17 protein-coding genes are annotated in these 16,602 nt (G+C 74.3%); 8 read left to right on the top strand and 9 right to left on the bottom strand.

Annotated features, from left to right (window positions below):
• Nucleotides 1-52: 52 nt before the first annotated feature.
• A complete protein-coding gene (locus tag G9H72_RS22710; protein WP_331271863.1) occupies nucleotides 53-481 on the bottom strand; it encodes a metallopeptidase family protein in 429 nt (142 codons plus the stop codon).
• 143 nt (nucleotides 482-624) lie between these two features.
• Between G9H72_RS22710 and G9H72_RS21065 the strand changes: the two genes are divergently transcribed.
• From G9H72_RS21065 to G9H72_RS00705, 5 genes are all read left to right on the top strand, one after another.
• Nucleotides 625-993, top strand: coding sequence for a DUF3499 domain-containing protein (locus tag G9H72_RS21065; protein ID WP_166166173.1), 369 nt, complete (start codon nucleotides 625-627; stop codon nucleotides 991-993).
• A 122-nt stretch (nucleotides 994-1,115) separates the two neighbouring features.
• Nucleotides 1,116-2,486, top strand: a complete 1,371-nt coding sequence (locus G9H72_RS00720) for a phosphomannomutase/phosphoglucomutase (protein WP_166166171.1) — start codon at nucleotides 1,116-1,118, stop codon at nucleotides 2,484-2,486.
• Nucleotides 2,483-2,713, top strand: coding sequence for a Trm112 family protein (locus G9H72_RS00715; RefSeq protein ID WP_166166169.1), 231 nt, complete (start codon nucleotides 2,483-2,485; stop codon nucleotides 2,711-2,713). The genes G9H72_RS00720 and G9H72_RS00715 overlap by 4 nt, the downstream gene beginning before the upstream one ends.
• Before the next feature lie 10 nt (nucleotides 2,714-2,723).
• Nucleotides 2,724-3,884 (top strand): SIS domain-containing protein, encoded by a 1,161-nt coding sequence (locus G9H72_RS00710; RefSeq protein ID WP_166166167.1) that lies wholly within the window; start codon nucleotides 2,724-2,726, stop codon nucleotides 3,882-3,884.
• 344 nt (nucleotides 3,885-4,228) lie between these two features.
• Nucleotides 4,229-4,828 (top strand): MFS transporter, encoded by a 600-nt coding sequence (locus tag G9H72_RS00705; protein WP_166166165.1) that lies wholly within the window; start codon nucleotides 4,229-4,231, stop codon nucleotides 4,826-4,828.
• On the opposite strand, the gene G9H72_RS00700 is transcribed toward G9H72_RS00705, so the two are convergent.
• The gene (locus G9H72_RS00700) at nucleotides 4,717-5,139 is read right to left on the bottom strand and encodes a rhodanese-like domain-containing protein (RefSeq protein ID WP_331271862.1); all 423 of its coding nucleotides are present in this window, start codon (nucleotides 5,137-5,139) and stop codon (nucleotides 4,717-4,719) included. The two genes, G9H72_RS00705 and G9H72_RS00700, sit on opposite strands and share 112 nt — an antisense overlap.
• A gap of 111 nt (nucleotides 5,140-5,250) precedes the next feature.
• On the opposite strand from G9H72_RS00700, the gene G9H72_RS00695 reads away from it, so the two are divergent.
• Both G9H72_RS00695 and G9H72_RS00690 read left to right on the top strand, forming a co-directional pair.
• The gene (locus tag G9H72_RS00695) at nucleotides 5,251-6,222 is read left to right on the top strand and encodes a helix-turn-helix domain-containing protein (protein WP_166166161.1); all 972 of its coding nucleotides are present in this window, start codon (nucleotides 5,251-5,253) and stop codon (nucleotides 6,220-6,222) included.
• Nucleotides 6,223-6,413: 191 nt separating this feature from the next.
• Nucleotides 6,414-7,829 (top strand): M28 family peptidase, encoded by a 1,416-nt coding sequence (locus G9H72_RS00690; protein WP_166166159.1) that lies wholly within the window; start codon nucleotides 6,414-6,416, stop codon nucleotides 7,827-7,829.
• A 63-nt stretch (nucleotides 7,830-7,892) separates the two neighbouring features.
• Here G9H72_RS00690 and G9H72_RS00685 read toward each other — a convergent pair whose 3' ends face one another.
• Entirely contained in the window at nucleotides 7,893-8,393 is a 501-nt protein-coding gene (locus tag G9H72_RS00685; protein ID WP_166166157.1) for a GNAT family N-acetyltransferase, read from the bottom strand.
• Entirely contained in the window at nucleotides 8,390-9,277 is an 888-nt protein-coding gene (locus G9H72_RS00680; protein ID WP_166166155.1) for a DMT family transporter, read from the bottom strand. Before G9H72_RS00680 ends, G9H72_RS00685 begins: the two co-directional genes overlap by 4 nt.
• A gap of 150 nt (nucleotides 9,278-9,427) precedes the next feature.
• Between G9H72_RS00680 and G9H72_RS00675 the strand changes: the two genes are divergently transcribed.
• Nucleotides 9,428-10,246 carry a DUF427 domain-containing protein gene (locus G9H72_RS00675; protein ID WP_166166153.1) on the top strand — a complete coding sequence of 273 codons (819 nt, stop codon included), beginning with the start codon at nucleotides 9,428-9,430 and terminating at the stop codon, nucleotides 10,244-10,246.
• Nucleotides 10,247-10,254: 8 nt separating this feature from the next.
• Here the strand turns inward: G9H72_RS00675 and G9H72_RS00670 are convergent, their stop codons facing one another.
• From G9H72_RS00670 to G9H72_RS00650, 5 genes are all read right to left on the bottom strand, one after another.
• Complete coding sequence (locus G9H72_RS00670) at nucleotides 10,255-11,577, bottom strand: DUF445 domain-containing protein (protein ID WP_166166151.1); 1,323 nt, start codon at nucleotides 11,575-11,577, stop codon at nucleotides 10,255-10,257.
• A gap of 31 nt (nucleotides 11,578-11,608) precedes the next feature.
• Complete coding sequence (locus tag G9H72_RS00665) at nucleotides 11,609-12,886, bottom strand: Nramp family divalent metal transporter (protein ID WP_166166149.1); 1,278 nt, start codon at nucleotides 12,884-12,886, stop codon at nucleotides 11,609-11,611.
• Nucleotides 12,886-13,035 (bottom strand): hypothetical protein, encoded by a 150-nt coding sequence (locus tag G9H72_RS00660; protein WP_166166147.1) that lies wholly within the window; start codon nucleotides 13,033-13,035, stop codon nucleotides 12,886-12,888. The genes G9H72_RS00665 and G9H72_RS00660 overlap by 1 nt, the downstream gene beginning before the upstream one ends.
• A gap of 79 nt (nucleotides 13,036-13,114) precedes the next feature.
• Complete coding sequence (locus G9H72_RS00655) at nucleotides 13,115-14,047, bottom strand: ferritin-like domain-containing protein (RefSeq protein WP_166166145.1); 933 nt, start codon at nucleotides 14,045-14,047, stop codon at nucleotides 13,115-13,117.
• A gap of 574 nt (nucleotides 14,048-14,621) precedes the next feature.
• Entirely contained in the window at nucleotides 14,622-16,577 is a 1,956-nt protein-coding gene (locus G9H72_RS00650; RefSeq protein WP_166166143.1) for a M13 family metallopeptidase, read from the bottom strand.
• Nucleotides 16,578-16,602 lie beyond the last annotated feature (25 nt).

Here is a 16,602-nt window from a genome sequence, read left to right as displayed (position 1 = left end):
GGGGACGGCTCCCCGACGTCGCGGGAGCAGCGCCGGGTGCGTGGGGAAAGGGTCAGTCCTCCTCGGCAGGGCCGCCGTAGCCCGGGTCGAGCGTCCCCGGGTCGACGCCGAGCAGCTCGGCGACCTGCTCGGTCACGACGTCCTGCACGAGGTCGGCCAGGTCGCGCCGGTCCAGGGCCCGGGTCTCGAGCGGGCGGCGGTAGACCACGATCCGCGGCGGCAGGTCCCCGACGCGCGGGAAGGCGCGGCCGAGCGGGACCGGGTCCGGGCTGTCGGGCGGCGCCTCGACCGGCGGGACGTTCTCGACCCCGATCTCGATGTCGCGCATCCGGTCCTCCCAGCGCCGCTCGAGGTGCTCCACGGCGTCGAGGACGAGCCCGTCGAAGACCTCGCCGCGCGACCGGCTGAGCGGCACGGAGGACGGCCCGAGCGGGCCGCGCAGGCCCCGCCCGTGGCGGTCACGGCGTCGGGGGATCGGCACGGGCCCGAGTATCCCCGACCGGTCGGGCAGGTCGGCCCGTAACGCGCGGGCAGCGGGTCGGGTTCCTCCTCGCGGGGCGACACGACGGGCTCCGCGGCGCGGATCGACCCCTTCGTCGGTGCGGGCATCTAAGGTGAGCGGCTGTGAGACCAGCCCGTCGCTGCACCCGCACGGCCTGCGGGCGCCCTGCCGTGGCGACGTTGACCTACGTCTACGCCGACTCGACCGCGGTCCTCGGGCCGCTGGCGACCTACGCCGAGCCGCACTGCTACGACCTCTGCGCCGAGCATGCGGAGCGGCTCACCGCCCCGCGCGGGTGGGAGGTCGTCCGGCTCGCCGTGGGCGCGGCCGAGCCCGAGCCGACCAGCGACGACATCGAGGCGCTGGCCGACGCCGTGCGTGAGGCCGCCCGTCCCCTGCCGCCGGAGCAGCGGACGGGGACGTTCCCGGACGCGGCGCCGGTGCAGGGGCGTCGCGGGCACCTGCGGGTGCTGCGCAGCCCGGACAGCTGACCCGTCCCGGCGGCCGGACGGGCTCCGCCGCCGGCTGACCGCACCGGCCCGTCCGGGTGACCCGGGCGCACACGCGCACGCGCCGGCTCGCGCCGTCCTTCGACGCGGCTAGGCTCCCGCCCGTGGCAGACCTGTCGAAGATCATCAAGGCATACGACGTCCGCGGCCTCGTGGGCACGGACGTGACCGAGGACCTGGCCCGCGCGGTGGGGGTGGCGTTCGTCAAGGTGCTCGGCGTGGACCGGGCCGTGATCGGGCGGGACATGCGGCCGTCCTCGCCCGGGCTCGCGGCCGCGTTCGCGGACGGGGTCACCTCGCAGGGGGCGTCGGTGATCGACATCGGGCTCGCCTCGACCGACCAGCTCTACTTCGCCTCCGGCTCGCTCGACCGCGCTGGCGCCATGTTCACCGCGTCGCACAACCCGGCGAAGTACAACGGCATCAAGATGTGCCGCGCCGGTGCGACGCCCGTGGGCCAGGAGTCCGGGCTGCGCGACATCGCCGACCTCGTCAGCGACTACCTCGACAACGGGCTGCCGGAGCCGGTGGCGACGCGGGGGACCGTCGAGCAGCGCGACGTGCTGAGCGACTACGCGGCCCACCTGAAGAAGCTCGTGGACCTGTCCGGCGCGCGGCCGCTCAAGGTCGTCGTGGACGCCGGCAACGGCATGGCCGGGCACACCGCCCCCGTCGTGTTCGAGGGCCTGCCGTTCGAGGTCGTGCCGATGTACTTCGAGCTCGACGGCAACTTCCCCAACCACGAGGCCAACCCCATCGAGCCGGAGAACCTCGTCGACCTGCAGGCCGCGGTGCGCGAGCACGGCGCCGACATCGGCCTGGCCTTCGACGGCGACGCCGACCGTTGCTTCGTCGTGGACGAGCGGGGCGAGCTCGTCTCGCCGTCGACGATCACCTCGCTGGTCGCGGTGCGCGAGCTGGCCAAGGAGCCGGGCGCCACGGTCATCCACAACCTCATCACGTCCCGCTCGGTGCCCGAGATCGTCACCGAGCACGGCGGCAAGCCGTTCCGCTCGCGGGTGGGCCACTCGTTCATCAAGGCCGACATGGCCGAGACCGGTGCGGTCTTCGGTGGTGAGCACTCGGGCCACTTCTACTTCCGGGAGTTCTGGCGCGCCGACTCCGGCATGCTCGCAGCGCTGCACACGCTCGCGGCGCTCGGCGAGACGCCCGCGGGCTCGACGCTCTCCCAGCTGCTGGCCGACTACACCCGCTACAGCGCGTCCGGCGAGGTGAACAGCACGGTCGCGGACGCGGACGAGCGCAGTGCCGCGGTGGAGAAGGAGTTCGGCTCCCGCGAGGGCGTCGAGGTCGACCGGCTCGACGGGCTGACCTTCACCCACGCCGACTGGTGGTTCAACCTGCGCAAGTCCAACACCGAGCCGCTGCTCCGGCTGAACGTCGAGGCCGCCGACCGGCCCGCGATGGAAGCGCTGCGCGACGAGGTGCTCGCGATCGTACGGGCGCAGTCGTGACCGCGGGGGCGGAGGCGCTCGGCCTCGAGGCCTGGCTGCTCGACGTCCTGGCCTGCCCGCAGGACCACTCGCCGTTGCGTGTGGACGTGGAGCGCTCGGAGCTGGTCTGCACCGGGCCGGCGTGCGGGCTCGCCTTCCCCGTGCGGGAGGGGATCCCGGTCCTGCTGCTGGACGAGGCGCGGACGCCGGGCGGCGGGGCCGCCGCCACGGACGGCTCCGAGGACTGAGGGGGAGGCCATGGCCGGGACGCTGGTCGCCGACGACGCCCTGCTGGACGACGCGGAGGCCCTCGCGGGCGCGGACCCCGGGGAGATGCTCCCGGCCTGCGCCGGCGCAGGGGCGCAGGTACGCACCGCTGCGCGCAGCGCGCTCGAGGCCGGTGTCCGCTCGGTCGCCGATGACGGGCGGCCGCGCACGGTCGTGGTCGCCGGCGTCGGCGGCTCCGGGATCGCCGCCGACGCCCTGGCCGCGGTGACCGGCCCGAGCTGCCCGGTCCAGGTGCTCGCGCTGCACGACCTGGTGCTGCCCGGCTGGGTGGGGCCGCTCGACCTCGTGGTCGGCGTCTCCTGCAGCGGCTCCACCGAGGAGACGCTGCTCGTGACGGAGGAGGCGGCCCGGCGTGGCGCCCGGGTCGTGACCGTCGGGCGGCCCGGCTCGGCGTTGGCGGCCGTCGGGGAGCGCGCCCGGGGGGTGCACCTGCCGGTCGACGCGGCGGGGCGCCCGCCGCGGGCCTGCTTCTGGTCGCTGTCGGTCCCGCTGCTGGTCCTGGCCGACGTGCTCGGCCTGGCCGCCGTGCCGCAGGAGGCGCTCGCCGCCACCGCTGCCCGGCTCGACGTCCTGGCCGAACGGTACGGCCCCCGCCTCCCTGTCGGGGAGAACCCGGCCAAGGACCTGGCCCTGGCCCTGGCCGGCACGCTGCCGATGGTGTGGGGCACCAGCGGTGTCGCGGCGGCCGCGGCGTACCGGATGGTGTCCCAGCTGGCGGAGAACGCCAAGCTGCCCGCGGCGCCCGGCCAGCTGCCGGAGGCCGGCCACAACGCCGTCGTCGCGCTCGACGGGCCGCTGTCCGGGGCGGGCGACGGTGCGGCCGACGACCTGTTCCGGGACCCCTTCGAGGAGCCGCAGGCCCTGCGGCTGCGGGCCGTCCTGCTCCGCGACCCCACCGAGCACCCGCGCATCGCTGCCCGCGCCGACGCCGTCGAGGCGGTCGCGCAGGGGCGTGGCGTGCCCACCTCCGTCCTGCGCGCGGACGGGGACACGGCCGTCGAGCGGCTCGCCTCGCTGGTCGGGCTGGCGGACTTCGCGACCACCTACCTGGCGCTCGCCACCGGGGTCGACCCCTCGCCGATCGCCGCGATCGACGAGCTCAAGGCGCGCATCGGCGAGCCCGCTCGCTGAACGCGCGGCCGGCGCCGAAGGCGAGCGGCGCGAAGCGCCCGCCCATCAGACGGCGGGTGTCCGCGTCGGGGTGCAGCTCGTCGGGGAGCGGGTGTGTCGCGCTGTCTGCGGGGCCGTAGAGCTGCCGGCCGTCGAGGTGGTGCAGGTGTCGCTGCTCTTCACGAGCTCCCTCGTCACGCGATCGCGATGCTGTTCCCGGGGGCGGTGTCCCGCCGCATCGACTCGCAGCAGACGCTGATCGCCGCACTGGCCGTCGTCGTGGTGCCCGGATCCGGGCCCTTCGCCACCGCGGGCTCCTGACGACGGGGCTCGTCCGGTTCGGCACCGCCCGCAGCGTGTACGCCGTGTCCGCCGCGCTCGCGCTCGTCCTCAGGGTGATGGTGGCCGGGGCCGGGTCGCCGCGGACGGTCATCGTCGCCACCGTCTCGGGCGCCTTCATCGGCGTCAACGACACGTCGATGAGGCAGGCTGTCACGGAGGTCCCGCCCGTCGAACGGCCGGTCGCCTCCTCGGCCTACGGCTTCCTGCGCGTCAACGGCGGCGGCCTCGCGGCCTGTGCCGCGGGCGAGCTCGCCGACTACTGGGCACTGCACGTGCCGTTCTACGTCAGAGCGGGCGCGTTCCTGGCCGCGGGCGCGTTCCCGGCAAGCGGCCACAGGCCGCTCGAACAGGCCGGACGTGCCGCCGAGGCCCCGGTCGCGCAGCCGGACGTACCGCAGCCCGGCCGGGCCCCCGGCACGAGCGCGACGGCCGCTCTCGGCCGCGAGGCGGCGTGCATCGTGGTGCTCGTCCGTCCGGCGCCCGACCTCGCCGGAGCGAAGAGCGCGCCGGGTCAGCAGGCGCAGGCGGCTGAGCCGACGACCACCGTCAACGCGTCCGGCTCGGGACGGCGCAGGCCGCGGCCGGAGTCGATCCCGAGCCCTTCGCGCACCCAGTACTCGTAGCCGCCCAGCATCTCCTTGACCGCGTAGCCGAGTTCGGCGAAGGCCAGTGCGCCCTTCGTCGCGCCGTTGCACCCCGGGCCCCAGCAGTACGTCACCACCTGCGTGCCGCTCGGGACGAGCGTCCCGGCGCGCCCGACGATCTCGCGTCGTGGCAGGTGGAGCGCGCCCGGGACGTGCCCCTGGTTCCAGGCCGCCTCGTCACGGACGTCGACGAGCACGAAGCCGGTGTCGCCGGCCTCGAGCCGGGCTGCGACGTCGGAGACATCGGTCTCGTGCTGCAGTCGCCGGATGAAGTACTCCACCGCGTTCACAAGGGCCTCCCGTCGGGGTTCCGGACGGACCCAGGCTGGCTCAGCGTGCCCCTCGTCGCGAGTGGCGCGAACGCCGCGTACCGATGAGTTCTCGCCACTACGGTGGGAGGCATGACGATCGGGATCGCGCCCGCGCCGCACGAGGTGGCCCTGGTCCTCTTCGACGGGATGTCGCCGTTCGAGAGCGGCATCGTGATCGAGGTGTTCGGGCTGCCGCGCCCGGAGCTGGAGGTGGCGTGGTACTCCCTGAGCGTCTGCACCCCGGGCGGGGCGGCCGTGCGCACGGTCGGCGGGCTCACCGTCGATGCGCCGCACGGGCTCGAGGCCGTCGCGCGGGCGGGCACCGTGATCGTGCCGGGGGTGGCCGACGTGCACGGCGACGTCGCCCCGGAGCTGCTGGGCGCGCTGCGGGCGGCACACGCCCGCGGGGCGCGCGTCGTGTCGATCTGCTCGGGCGCGTTCGCCCTGGCCCAGGCCGGGCTGCTCGACGGGCGCCGGGCCACCACCCACTGGCGCTACGCCCCGCTGCTGTCCGAGCGCTTCCCGCAGGTCACCGTCGACGCCGACGTGCTCTACACCGCCGATGCGGACGTCTACACCAGCGCGGGAAGCGCGGCGGGGATCGACCTGTGCCTGCACCTCATCCGGCTGGACCACGGGGCGACGGTCGCGAACTCCGTCGCGCGGCGGCTCGTCGTCCCGGCCCACCGCGAGGGCGGGCAGGCACAGTTCATCGAGGCGCCGGTGGCGCAGGGGCCGGGGGACGACGCGGTCGCCCGCAGCATGGAGTGGGCACTACAGAATCTCGCTTCGCCGATCAGCCTTGCCGACCTGGCGGCCCGCGCCCTGATGTCCCCGCGCAGCTACTCACGCCACTTCCTGCGGCGCACGGGGAACTCCCCGGTGAAGTGGCTCACCGCTCAGCGGGTGCAGGCGAGCCTGCCGCTGCTCGAAGCGGGCTGCTTGAGCGTCGAGGAGGTGGCGGCGGCCACGGGCTTCGAGAGCGTCGTGACCTTTCGGCAGCAGTTCCGCCGGGCGCTCTCCACGTCGCCCACCGCGTACCGCCGGGCCTTCGTGTCCTGACCACGCCGATGTTGCTCGCGCGTTTCACCGATGTGCCCCTTCCTTCCCATGGTTGAGGGGGATTTGAGGGATCACCACGGATTGCTCGATAGTTGCGCCAAGGTCTTGAATATTGCCCTTTCGGCGCTCTAACGTCCGCTCCACCCCGGCCGCGCCGACCGGGGCTCGAAGGCACGTCCAGGGAGCGAATCATGAGCGGACACGACGGAGCCGGCTGCGACTGCGAGGCCGGTCGGGGGCTCGACCGGCGGCGGGTGATCGCCCTGCTGGCCGGCTCGGCGGCGGCGACGCTGATGCCGGGAGCGGCCTGGGCCGCGCCGGCCCGGGCGAGGGCGGGCGCAGCGGCGGCGCTCCCGGCCGACGAGCAGCGGCTCTTCTCGCTGCTGCACCCCGAGCGCGCGCTGAACCACATCGTGAAGCTCAGCGAGGGCATCGGCCCGCGCATCGGCGGCACCGACTCCGAGGCCGAGGCGGCCGAGTACCTCGCCGAGCGGCTGGACCGCTGGGGCTACGACACCCGGATGCAGCCGTTCCCCGTCGCGGACAAGTTCCTGGGCGAGCTCGAGCGCCGCGGTGGCACGCCGCTGCCGCAGGACATCTGCTGGCAGGTGGGGGCGTCGCCGGAGGGCGCGCTCGACACCGTCGTACGCGGCGAGACGGTGGACGCCGGCGACGGCGCTCCCGGCAGCTACCCCGCTGACGTGACGGGCAAGATCCTGCTCGTCGACTACGTCGCGTCCGCCCGCAACACGGTGGTCGCGACGGCCGTGGCCCGCGGCGCGGCCGCGGTCGTGTTCCTCGCCGCCGACCTGGTCTTCCCCCGCCGGGCGGGGGCGTTCACGCCGCGGCTCACCACGCCGGTCGCGATCCCGGTCCTCGGCGCGGCCCAGGTGCAGAAGGAGCGGCTGCGGGCGCTCGTGGCAGGCGGGCCGCTGGACCTGCGGGTGCGCACGGAGGCGCACCGCGGCCTGACGTCGCGCAACGTGCTCGCCGAGCGTGCCGGCGACCCCGCGGCGCCGGTCGTCATGGTCTGCGCCCACTACGACTCGGTCATCGGCGCGAAGGGCGCGAACGACGACGGCTCCGGCACCGCGCTGACGATGGAGCTGGCGCAGACGCTGCGCAAGCTCCCGACGGACGCGACGATCCAGTTCGGGCTGTGGGGCTCGGAGGAGCAGGGGCTGATCGGGTCGCGCTACTACGTCGCGGGGCTCTCGCCGGCGCAGCGCCAGCGCTACCTCGCGGTCTTCAACAACGACATGGTCGCCACGAGCTGGGACCAGGCGACGATGTACTGGGTGCTCTCGGCCAACGGGCAGGCGAACGCCGCGACCTCCGCGGTGATCGCCGCCGCCGGCCGGCTCGGCTACTCCCAGATGCTCTCGTCGGTCACCATGCGCGGGTCCAGCGACCACCAGTCGTTCCAGGACGTCGGGATCGCCAGCGGCAACTTCACCTGGCGGGCGGAGGCGAGCCCCGCCCTGCTCGAGCCGCCGTACCACACCCCCGAGGACACGGTCGCGCTGAACGTCAGCCTCGACCGGCTCAAGCTGTCGCTCGAGTTCATCGGCTCGGCGATGTACGCGACGGCGGGGCCGGCCGCCTGACGCGGAGGAGCCCGTCCGCCCCCGGGTGCTGGGGACGACACCCGGGGGCGGGCGCCCGCCGCGTCAGAGCCGGCGCTGCATCCGCTCCACGCGCGCCTCGGGCGCGCCGGCCATCGGCTCCAGCTCCCCGGTCGGCACGAAGCCGAGCCGCTCGTAGAGCCGGCGTGCCCGCCCGTTCGCCTGGGTCACCCGGAGGCTGACGGCGGCGACGGGAAGGGCACGGGCCCAGTCGCAGAGCGCCTCCACCAGGGCCGTGGCGACCGCGCCGCCACGGTGCGCGGGGTCCACCCACATGGCCACGAGCCGGCGCTGCCCCGGATGCAGGCTCTCCTCGGTGGCCGCCACGACGCCGACCGGGCACCCGCCCGTGGTGGCAAGGAACCACGCCTCGTCCACGACCCGGCGCCGCCAGGCCGCCTCGTCGAGGGACCGCTCCGCCTCCAGGCCGGCGCCGAACGCCTCCGGCGCGTCGGCCAGCGCGCGCAAGCGGGCCTCGCGCACCTGCCCCCAGTCGTCGGGGACGGCGCGGTGCACCGCGTACGGGCCCGCCGTCGGCCCGCTCACCGGTCGACCGCCACGGCCGACGACTCGGCCCGCTGCGTCGGCGTGCTCGCCAGGCTGACGACGGCCACCGACACGCACACGAGCCCCGCGCCGACGACCTGCCAGGCCGAGAGCCGCTCGTCGAAGACGAGGAAGGCCGACAGCGCCGTGAAGATCGGCTCGGCGCTGCTGATGGCGGCCGCGGGGGCCGGGCCGAGCAGCTTGATCCCGGCGAAGAACGTCGGGATGGCCAGCACCGTCGAGACGACGGCCGTGGCCGCCGTCGCGGCCCAGCCGCCCGGTGTGGAGGGCAAGGACGGGTTCTCGACCACCCAGCCCACCGCGTACACGGCGGCCGCTGCGGTGCAGACGACGGTCGTGGCGGCGACCGGGCTGACCTCGGGGGAGAGCCGGCTGCCGGCCAGGATGTAGCCGGTGTACGTCACGGCGGCGGTCGCGGCCAGCAGCAGGCCGAGCGCGTCGCCGGAGAGCGAGGGGCCGGCGACGACCGCGACGCCGACCGTCGCCAGCAGGCAGCCGACGGCGGCCGCGAGCCGGGGGGCCTGCCGGCTGAGGACGGCGACCGCGACGGTGACCAGCACCGGGTAGCTGTAGAACACGACCGCGACCGTTCCCGCCGGCAGCCGCGTCAGGGCGGCGAAGTAGGTCAGGGACTGCACGACGTACCCGACCGCGCCCATCGCCAGCAGGATGCGCAGGTCCCGCGCGCGCGGCCAGGCCGTGCCGGTGAGCGCCATGAGCCCGCGCAGCAGCAGTGCCGCGAGCAGGAAGCGGACGAGCAGGACGCCGTGCACGTCGGCGCCGGCGTCGTACGCCAGCTTGGCGAAGACCGCCATGGTGCCGAAACCCGCCGCCGAGAGCACGACGAGCCCCGTGCCGGCCAACCCCGTCCCTCGCAACGCTCTGTCTCCGTCCGTGCCCGTCGATGCGACGTGTCGAAACCGCTGCCGCTCCCCGGCCGTTGCTCGGCGAGAATCGCACGAGGACGGTACGGGGGCCGGCGTGGCACCGGCGGGCGGGAAGGGAATCCCATCATGGACGAGGCGACGACCGGTACCGAGAATCGGCAGGCGGTGCGCCGGGCCGGGGGCCGGGCCCGGGGGCGCGTGCGGGTCGAGCCCTCCCCGAAGCGGGTGCGTGCCCTCGTCGACGGAGTCGTCGTGGCCGACACCCGCTCGGCCCTGCTGGTCTGGGAGAAGCCCTACTACCCGACCTACTACGTGCCGCGCGCGGACGTGCGCGCGGAGCTCTCCGACACCGGGCGGGTCGAGCGGTCGCCGAGCCGGGGCGACGGGCACGTGCTGGACGTCTCGGTGGCCGGCCGCACGGTGCCGGACGCGGCGCTCGCCTACCCGGGCTCGCCCCTGCCCGAGCTGCGCGACGCCGTCCGGCTGGACTGGGAGGCGATGGACGAGTGGCTCGAGGAGGACGAGCCGGTCTACGTGCACCCGCGCGACCCCTACACGCGCGTCGACGTCCTGGCCAGCTCACGGCACGTGCGCATCGAGCTCGACGGCGTCGAGCTGGCCGACTCGGACCAGCCGCGCATCCTCTTCGAGACCGGCCTCCCGCCGCGCTACTACCTGCCGATGGGAGACGTACGCCTCGAGCTGCTGCGGCGGGCCGACACCGTCTCGCGCTGCCCCTACAAGGGCGTCGCCGACTGGTGGTCCGTGGTCCTGCCGGGCGCCCAGGGCGGGGAGCCCCGCGAGCACGCGGACCTGGCCTGGTGCTACCGCTCACCGCTCCCGGAGAGCCAGAAGGTCGCCGGGCTGGTCGCGTTCTACGACGAGAAGGTCGACGTCTTCCTCGACGGCGAGCTGCAGGAGCGGCCGGTCACCCCGTTCTCCTGAACGGGGCTTCAGCCGAGCAGTACCGCGACGGCGTGGATGACAAGGCCGGCCAGCGCGCCGACCACGGTGCCGTTGACCCGGATGAACTGCAGGTCGCGGCCGGCTGCGAGCTCGATGCGGTGGGCGGTCGCGGGGCCGTCCCACCCGGCCACGGTGTCGCGGACGAGGCGGGTGAACTCCTCGGCGTAGTTGTCGACGAGGTACATCACCGACTGCTCGGACCAGCGCTGCAGCCGCGCCTGGAACTCCGCGTCCTCGACGGCCCGCGTCCCCAGCTCCATGAGCAGGCGCGTCAGGCGCTGCCGGAGCGCGCTGTCCGGGGTGGCGAGCGCCGTCTGCGCCGTCTGCAGCGCCCCGTCCACGATTCCGGAAAGCCAGTTCTGGGTCTGCGGGTCGTCGAGGACGTCGCCGAGCAGCCGGTCGACGCGGGCCGCCAGCTCCGGGTCCTGCTGGAGGTCGGTGGCGAGGCTGCGCAGGAAGCGCTCCAGCACCCCGCGCAGCTGGTGGTGCGGGTCGTCCTCCATCGCGCGGAGCAGCTCGATGACACCGCCGAGCAGCCGGTCGGCCCGCTTGGCCGTGACGAACAGCGAGGCGAGCACCCCCATGCCGTCGCCGAGGTCCTGCAGGTGCACGCGCAGGGTGGCGCGGTTCTCGCTGAGGGACGTCCGCAGGTAGGGGAGCACCAGGTCGACGAGGGGCCGGTGGGCCCCGCCCTCGACGCGGTCGGCGAGGAAGCGGCCGAGCAGGCAGGCGTACGACCGGGCCGCCACGTCGCGCCGGGCGAGCTCCAGCGCGGCCTCGGTGAGGTCGTCCGGGCGTAGCGACGACAGCGCGGCGACGGCGGCGGTCGTCGCCTCCTTGCTCAACCGCTCGGCCACGGCGGGCGTCGCGAGGGCGGCGCCCAGCCGGGCCGGGAGCCGGGCCTCGGCGAGCCGGGCGTGCAGGGTGTCGCGGGTCAGGAAGTGGCCCGTGACGAACTGGCCGAGGTTCTCAGCGAGCGCGTCCTTGCGTGTCGGCACCAGCGCGGTGTGCGGGATCGGGAGCCCGAGCGGGCGGCGGAAGAGCGCCGTCACCGCGAACCAGTCGGCCAGCCCGCCCACCATCCCGGCCTCGGCTGCGGACCGCAGGAAGCCGACGGCGGTGGTGTCCGGCAGGGCGAAGGTCAGCAGGAAGACCGCCGCCGTGGCGGCGAGCAGCCCGGTCGCGCGGCGCTTCATGCGCCGCAGGTCGCGCAGGCGCACGTCGTCGCTGTCCATGGCCTCCGGCTCGTGGCTCGCCCGGGGCCGGTCGGGGGTGCGGTGCCGCCCGGGGGCGGCTCCGGTACTGGCCATGTGCCCCGACCCTACCGGCGGTGGGGGCCGCTCAACCCAGCGCGGTGGCAAGCACCACGCCGTTCAGCGTGACCACCGCCGCGCACGCCAGCGCCGCGGTCGCCGTCGTCGAGCGCCGGTTCACGTGCTCGCCCATGACCGACCGCTTGGCCGTCAGGTGCAGCAGCGGCAGCAGGGCGGCCGGCAGCCCGACCGAGAGGACGACCTGGCTGAGCAGGAGCAGCTTGGTCGGCTCGACGCCCGTGCAGAGCAGGGCGAGCGCCGGGGCGAGGGTCACGGCCCGCCGGACGAGCACGGGCACCCGCCGGCGCAGGAAGCCCTGCATGACGACGTCGCCGGCGTACGTGCCGACGCAGGAGGCGGCCAGCCCGGCGACCAGCAGGGCCAGGACGAAGGCCAGGCCCACCGCGGGGCTGGCGGCCTTCAACCCCGCGTACGCGTCGTCGAGGGTGTCGACGACCGTGGTGGCGCCGGGCACGTGCAGGGCGGAGGCTGCCACGAGCAGGATCGCCGCGTTGGTCACGGTGGCGACGCCGAGGGCGGCCATGACGTCGACCCGGTGCGCGCGCAGGGTCGCGCCGCTGCAACGGCGCAGCCTCGCGCTGCGCTGCTCGGCGGTCAGCGCAGAGTGGACGTACACCGCGTGCGGCATGATCGTCGCCCCGACGATGCCGGTGGCGAGCAGCAGGCCGTCCGAGCCGCCGAAGCCGGGGACGAGGCCGCCGGCCAGCTGCGCGGGGCTGCCCACACCCAGCTGCCAGGCCGCGTAGAGGAAGCAGCCGACGATGACCGCGAGCAGGGCCGCCACCGCGCCCTGGAACCGGCTGCGCCGCCCGCGCAGGAGCAGCAGCAGGGTCCCGGCCAGGCCGACGAGCGCCCCGCCCACCGGCAGGGGCATCCCGAACAGCAGGTGGAGCGCGATCGCGCCGCCGACGATCTCGACGAAGTCGGTGGCCATGGCGACGACCTCGGCGCTGACCCACAGGCCGGCGGTGACCGGCCGCGGGTAGGTGTCGCGGCAGAGCTCGGGCAGGCTGCGGCCCGTGACCGCGCCGGCCTTCGCCGCGAGGTACTGCACGAGCATCGCGACGGCGCTGGCCGCGAGGACGACCCACAGCAGGCGGCTGCCGAGCAGGGCGCCGGCCTGCACGTTCGTGGCGAAGTTGCCGGGGTCGACGTACGCGACGGCGACCACGAGCCCCGGGCCGGCCGTCCGGGCGAGGGTGCCGAGGCGTACGCGCCGGTCGGGGAGGAGCCGCCGGCTGCCGCCGGGCAGGACCCGCCGGTCGTAGAGGGCCGGGTCGAACATCAGCCGCGCGCCCGGCGGTACGCCGTCTGCGCGCCGGCACCGGCTGCGATCACGAGCGCGGGCACCCACTGCGCGGTGGCGGCGGCGACCGCCACCGCCCCGGCGTACAGGGCGAGGGCGGGCCGGACGAGATGCGTCGAGTCGAACACGGAGCTGCTCCTTCGGATGCCCCCGGGAGGCCGGGCGTGGGCGCCCGGCCTCCCGTGCCTGCGGTGCGAACGTGCCGGGTCAGCTGCTGGCGTTGACGGCGCCGTTGACGCCGGCGGGGAAGAACCCGCCCTTGGTGACCTTGTCGGGCGAGAGGTAGACGATGTTGAGCACCTCGCCGGGGGTGCGGCTGAACGCGATGCCGTTGTTGTCCGCCGGCACGATGTTGGCGAACCAGCTCTTGTCGCCGCGCGGGTAGCCGATGCCCTGGTCGGAGTCGGCGCCGCCGTGCAGCGAGTCACGGGCGTCGGAGATGGCGATGGTCTCCTTGACCAGCCCGCGGTTCCACAGCGAGGTGCGGATCGTCGCGGCGTGGTAGGCCTCGACGGCGAGGATGCCGGCTGCTGCCTCGAGGTAGGCCTTGTTCGTGATGAGCGGGGCCGCACCCTTGTAGGCCGTGACGCCGACGTCCTCGAAGATGAACGCGGCCAGCATGAAGTTGTTCTCGTTCGCGAACGGGTCGAACGTCTGGTTCGGCCCGATGAGCTTGGCGGCGCGGGCGGCCGCGGTGAAGCTCGTCTTCAGGTCGATCGCGGGGCGCGAGACGGCCGCGCCGCCGAGCGCCTTGCGCAGGAACTTCACGTGGTGGATCTCGTCCGCGGCGATCTCCGTGGCGAACTGGGCGATCGACGTGGTCTTGAACGGGACGCGGCGGCCGCCGATGACGCCGCCCTGCGTGCCGGTGCCGGTCGTCAGCGCATCGTCCAGGCCCTTGCCGTACGCGGCGTGCGAGTAGAACTCGGCCTCGAGGTACTCGAGGTTCAGCGCGAAGTTCAGCACGGCGCCGTCGCTCGCCTCGTCGGCGTGCGCCTCACCCGCGCCCACTGCAGCGAGCGCGCCGGCACCCGCCACGCCGAGGCCGGCGAACCCGGCACTGCGCAGGAAAGCGCGCCGGTCGGTGGCGTTCTCTGCGCTCCTGTTGACCATGTCGACGACGAGGGACTTTCCGAACATGCGAAACCCCATTCTGCACGGGTGGAGTGATGTGACGCTTCTGCAGGTCATCGACAGCTGTAGGGCACTTCGGTGAAGTGCATTGCTGCGGCGAAGCGTGGGGGACGTGTCCCCGGGGTGTTGCTGTCGCCTCCCTTCGCTTCCTGGGCGGTGATCCTTCCCGCCGCACACCCTTCCTTCGGAGCGGTAGCAGGGGCGGTTGGGTGGCTGTCCGAGGAATTCCGGGAGATCCGCTACGGGTCGCCCGGAAAGAGGTGGAGCTCGTTGCTGAACCTGTGGGGCGGGCGATCGCCAGGGCGTCGGCGTGACGGGCCTGGGGTGCGAGGTGGGGCGGCGCGCTGGTGGAGGGTCAGGGCGCGACGTCCACGGCGGGAGGGGCACTCACGCCGCGTCCTGCCACGGCCGAGGTGCCCCTGACGCGGCGCAGGTGGCCCGATCGCGACACGTGGCCCCGGGCAGGCAGCCTCTCCCAGCCTGACACGGCACGTCCGCGGAAGCGCCCCTCGCGCCTCGCCACCGGGAACGCGACGGGCCGCCCACCGTGCGGCGGGCGGCCCGAAGGACGAGCGTCAGCTCACCAGATGCGTACGCGCTCCTCCGGCTCCAGCCAGAGCCCGTCGCCCGGCTGGACGGCGAACGCCGCGTGGAACTCCTCGAGGTTGCGGACGACGCCGTTGCAGCGGAACTCCCCGGGGGAGTGCGGGTCGATGGCGAGGCGGCGCAGCACCTCGGCGTCGCGCCCCTTGCTCCGCCAGGCCTGGGCCCAGCTGCAGAAGAAGCGCTGGTGCCCGGTCATGCCCTCGAGGACGGGCGGCTCCGCACCGTCGAGCGAGAGCAGGTAGGCCTTGTAGGCGATGGTCACGCCGCCGAGGTCGCCGATGTTCTCGCCGACGGTGAGGCTGCCGTTGACCTTGTGGCCGGGTGTCTGGGCCGGCTCGAACTCGTCGTACTGCGCGATGAGCTTCGCGGTGCGCTCCTCGAACGCGGCACGGTCCGCGTCGGTCCACCAGTCGTTGAGGTTGCCGTCGCCGTCGTACTTGGACCCCTGGTCGTCGAAACCGTGGCCGATCTCGTGGCCGATGACCGCCCCGATCGCGCCGTAGTTGACGGCGTCGTCGGCCTCCATGTCGAAGAAGGGCGGCTGCAGGATCGCCGCGGGGAAGACGATCTCGTTCATCCCGGGGTTGTAGTAGGCGTTGACCGTCTGCGGCGTCATGAACCACTCGGTGCGGTCGATGGGCGAACCCACCTTCGCTAGATCGCGCTCGAGCTCGTACGCCTCGGCGCGGCGCAGGTTGCCGACGAGGTCCTCGCGGTCGACCTCGAGCGACGAGTAGTCCCGCCACTTGTCGGGGTAGCCGATCTTCGGCGTGAAGCGCTCGAGCTTGTCCAGCGCGCGGGCCTTCGTCTCCGGGCTCATCCAGTCCAGCGTCGTGATGTCCTGCCGGTACGCCTCGACGAGGTTGGCGACGAGGCCCTGCATCACGGACTTGGCGGCGGGCGGGAAGTGCTCGGCGACGTAGAGCTTGCCGACCGCCTCGCCCATGGCGCCCTCGACGAAGGAGACGGCCCGCTTCCACCGGGCGCGCTCCTCGGGGGCGCCCGTGAGGGTCGTGCCGTAGAACGCGAAGCTTTCTTCGCTGAACGCCGAGCTGAGGTACGGGGCGGCGGCGCGGACGACCCGCCAGGCAAGCCACTCGCGCCACACCTCGAGCGGCACCTCGTCGAGCGCGGCGGCCAGCGAGGTGAGGTAGGACGGTTGGCGGACGATGACCTCGTCGAGCAGCGACGCGGGGGCGCCGAGAGCGTCGGCCCACGCGGCCCAGTCGAAGCCCGGGGTGAGCGCGGCCAGCCCGGCCCGGTCCACCTTGTTGTACGTCTTCTCCGCGTCGCGGTTGCTCACCCGGTCCCAGTGGGACCCGGCGAGCCGGGCCTCGAGCTCGTAGACGCGCTGCGCCGCGGCCTTGGGGTCGGGGACGCCGGCCAGCTCCAGCATCCGCGTGACGTGCAGGACGTAGGCCTCGCGGATCTCGGCGAACTTGTCGTCCCGGTAGTACGACTCGTCCGGGAGCCCCAGGCCGGCCTGGCCCACGTAGAGCACGTAGCGGTCCGACTGCCGGGCGTCGGTGTTGACCCACATCACGAACGGGCCCATGACCCCGCCGCGGGCGAGCTCCCCGAGCGTGCGCACGAGCGCCGCGCGGTCCGGCAGGGCGAGCGACCGGGCGAGGTCGCCCGCGATCGGCCCGGCCCCGAGGCGCTCGGCCCGCTCCGCGTCGAGGAAGCTGGCGTAGAGGTCGCCGATCTTGCGCTGCTCGCTTCCAGCGGGCGCGTCGGACGCGGCCGCGGCCTCGAGGATCGCGCGCAGCGACTCCTCCGCGGCGTCCCGCAGGTGGTAGAAGACCCCGTCGAAGGCCCGGTCGGCAGGGATCTCGGCCTCGTCCAGCCACTTGCCGTTGACGTGGCGGAACAGGTCGTCCTGGGGGCGGACGGAGGGCACGAGGTGCTCCGTGTCGATGCCCGTCCTCATCCGCGTCGTCCCTCCGGGAGCTCTG

It is taken from the genome of Motilibacter aurantiacus (assembly GCF_011250645.1).
Lineage (GTDB): Bacteria > Actinomycetota > Actinomycetes > Motilibacterales > Motilibacteraceae > Motilibacter_A > Motilibacter_A aurantiacus.
Note: the sequence above shows the minus strand (reverse complement) of the source record. Positions and strands in the feature narration are given on the sequence as shown.

Excerpts from the sequence above, each read along its gene's own strand:
- G9H72_RS00710 (WP_166166167.1), top strand. The coding sequence starts at position 2,724 with ATGGCCGGGACGCTGGTCGCCGACGACGCCCTGCTGGACGACGCGGAG.
- G9H72_RS00695 (WP_166166161.1), top strand. The coding sequence starts at position 5,251 with ATGACGATCGGGATCGCGCCCGCGCCGCACGAGGTGGCCCTGGTCCTC.
- G9H72_RS00690 (WP_166166159.1), top strand. The coding sequence starts at position 6,414 with ATGAGCGGACACGACGGAGCCGGCTGCGACTGCGAGGCCGGTCGGGGG.
- G9H72_RS00675 (WP_166166153.1), top strand. The coding sequence starts at position 9,428 with ATGGACGAGGCGACGACCGGTACCGAGAATCGGCAGGCGGTGCGCCGG.
- G9H72_RS00670 (WP_166166151.1), bottom strand. The coding sequence starts at position 11,577 with ATGGCCAGTACCGGAGCCGCCCCCGGGCGGCACCGCACCCCCGACCGG.
- G9H72_RS00665 (WP_166166149.1), bottom strand. The coding sequence starts at position 12,886 with ATGTTCGACCCGGCCCTCTACGACCGGCGGGTCCTGCCCGGCGGCAGC.
- G9H72_RS00655 (WP_166166145.1), bottom strand. The coding sequence starts at position 14,047 with ATGTTCGGAAAGTCCCTCGTCGTCGACATGGTCAACAGGAGCGCAGAG.
- G9H72_RS00650 (WP_166166143.1), bottom strand. The coding sequence starts at position 16,577 with ATGAGGACGGGCATCGACACGGAGCACCTCGTGCCCTCCGTCCGCCCC.